The organism is Catenibacterium sp. RTP21428st1_D7_RTP21428_210409 (assembly GCF_040227455.1).
In the GTDB taxonomy this organism is placed as follows: Bacteria; Bacillota_I; Bacilli_A; order Erysipelotrichales; family Coprobacillaceae; genus Catenibacterium; species Catenibacterium mitsuoka_A.
Genome location: NZ_JBEHVX010000145.1, coordinates 1 through 2,296, shown reverse-complemented (window position 1 = coordinate 2,296; position 2,296 = coordinate 1). Strand labels below are relative to the sequence as shown.

General features: G+C 32.2%; 3 protein-coding genes. All 3 read left to right on the top strand.

The genetic code is table 11. The features are described from left to right. The first annotated feature begins 338 nt into the window (after nucleotides 1-338). The 3 genes from ABUA27_RS12475 to ABUA27_RS12465 are packed head-to-tail and all read left to right on the top strand — an operon-like array spanning nucleotide 339 to nucleotide 2,261. A complete protein-coding gene (locus tag ABUA27_RS12475) occupies nucleotides 339-1,430 on the top strand; it encodes a bacteriocin-associated integral membrane family protein (RefSeq protein ID WP_349820845.1) in 1,092 nt (363 codons plus the stop codon). Between the two features lie 16 nt (nucleotides 1,431-1,446). Then, nucleotides 1,447-2,076, top strand: a complete 630-nt coding sequence (locus tag ABUA27_RS12470; RefSeq protein ID WP_317374659.1) for an ABC transporter ATP-binding protein — start codon at nucleotides 1,447-1,449, stop codon at nucleotides 2,074-2,076. An 11-nt stretch (nucleotides 2,077-2,087) separates the two neighbouring features. Continuing rightward, nucleotides 2,088-2,261 (top strand): hypothetical protein, encoded by a 174-nt coding sequence (locus tag ABUA27_RS12465; RefSeq protein ID WP_349820844.1) that lies wholly within the window; start codon nucleotides 2,088-2,090, stop codon nucleotides 2,259-2,261. Nucleotides 2,262-2,296 lie beyond the last annotated feature (35 nt).

The following is a 2,296-nucleotide window of genomic DNA, read 5'->3' as shown; positions in this document are numbered from 1 at the left end:
CACTCTAATTTTGCAGTATCAAATTCTAATTCCTCCTTTCTTCGTTTTACTTTCGATGAGGTGTGCTTGCTTATGTGGTATTGCTTGGAAATGGTATTAAGAGAAATTCCCTGATCCATTAGCTGCAGGCACAGTCTCAGATTGAATTTTACGGCCATAATTTTTCGGCTCCTTTCATAATATTAGAGACATTGTCTCCAATATCATGATAGTACAAAAAGACCACCCATGAGGTGGTGCAGTTGTATATATTCTGATTTTTAGACTAGTGGTGCAGTTGGTGATATAGGTGGTGCACTTTATGCGATTGGCGGTGCTGTTCCTTGCGAATAATCATTATGTCAATAATATTAGCTCTTTTGATAGTACCAAGCACCGTAACATCTGCTTACATTTTACAGCAGTTATCCAATGATTATTCTTTATGGGAAAATATGCAAAGCAATGTTAGTATATCTTTCAGCGATATTGATTCATTAAGTACAGATAAAATGTTGCCATATGTTGATGATTTTTTTGCAAATATGGCAGATAATGATAATTTATCCTTATCTTTATCTATTGATAAATCTATACAATTAAGTGATGAAGAATACGGTGGTTACGACCACATAATAGTTACTGATAGATCATGGGTTGATTCTTTTGATATTGGAATAGAAGAAAATAAAAGTGGTGGAGAATTGAATAAAATTGAATTGAACAAATTAGATAAACCACTACAGGAATTTATAAGGGCTCAAATGCCTTTATGGACTAAGACAGAAGAAATCCAGCCTAGCGGAATTAACTTCTATGAATTTAGCGGAGATAAATTTTTAGCTTTACCGCCAAATGTTGGCTATAGTGGAAGCACTATACAAGCTAAAAATCCATTAGTTATATTAGTGGATAATCCGGTACAATCATTGAGCACACTAGGTTTTATGTTACCTGCTTGTTCAAGTGGTAATGTTGTTTTTCCAGATGAAAATTTATTGAGAGCTGAATTAGCAAAAACACCTGTAAAAGATTACGTTGTTTCGATAGATACTATTGCTGATGTTGCTTTTTCACAAGCTCAAAAATTTGCAAAAGAAGCTGTGTTCTATGTGATAGCTTGTGTTCTAATTCTTGTATCTATGATCTTTGCAGGTATTCTTACCGCACAGTTATGGGTAAGCGAAAACAGAAAACGAATATTTACGTTACATACATTCGGAAAATCATACAGAGAGATAATAATGCAAACCTTTGTGCACGAATCATTTATTGCAATAATCACGGTAATTATTGGAGCAGTAATTTCTTTTGTTATAAGACGACCAGAAATTATAACAGTTTTATCAGTAAGCGTTATTATTTTGATTTTATATTGCTTGAGTAATTTTGTTGCTTATCATATATGTACTAGACAAGCATTTTACAAAGTAGCAACAAGAAATGAGTAAAAAATGGGGTGTAAAAATGGAAATTAAAATAAATAGTATAAGCGTTGTAATCAAAGGGAAACGTATTTTCTCGAATATTACAGACACAATGAATAGTGGAGATATGGTAGCTCTCACAGGTTCTTCTGGGTGTGGAAAAACGACGTTATTAAATTGTTTAGGTTTAATACAGCCAATAGAAAGTGGTTCTATTTTGATAAATGGTAATGATACTTCAAAGTGGAACGATAAGGATAAAACAAAATTTTGGCATAAATATGCGACATTTATTTATCAAGATTATGGAATTATTGAAGATGAAACTGTGGCATATAACATTACCTTAGATAAGTCAAAAGCTAAAAGTAAAGCTGTGAAAAATATATTAGCTAAAGTTGGTTTAAATGGTAGAGATTCTGAACTAGCAATCGTACTCTCGGGTGGAGAAAAGCAACGCATAGGTATAGCAAGGGCGATATTAAAAAATGCTTCTATTATCTATGCTGATGAGCCTACTGCTTCTCTTGATTCTGAAAATAGACAAATCGTGATTAACTTATTAAAAGAATGTGCTTCAAATGGGGCAATCGTTATTTTAGCTACACATGATGATAGGCTTGTTAGTGAATGTAATAAAGTCATAAATTTAAATAAACATAGAAATTAGGAGTAATGCTCATGAAAAAAATATTTTCAGTTTTATTGATTACAACTATCGTTACTACATTAGGTAGTCCTGTTTATGCAAGTAGTGAAAATCCAAATGATTTACAAGAATGTATAGAGAACTCTATGTTCTATAATAATGAATATAGACAATATGAAATGACGAGGAGGAAACAAAAAAAGTAACTCTCCTTAATTGTTCAATCGTGGATTTACCATTA

Bases quoted from the DNA above. Each gene is read 5' to 3' on its own strand.
- ABUA27_RS12475 (WP_349820845.1), top strand. From the start codon at position 339: ATGTCAATAATATTAGCTCTTTTGATAGTACCAAGCACCGTAACATCT.
- ABUA27_RS12470 (WP_317374659.1), top strand. From the start codon at position 1,447: ATGGAAATTAAAATAAATAGTATAAGCGTTGTAATCAAAGGGAAACGT.
- ABUA27_RS12465 (WP_349820844.1), top strand. From the start codon at position 2,088: ATGAAAAAAATATTTTCAGTTTTATTGATTACAACTATCGTTACTACA.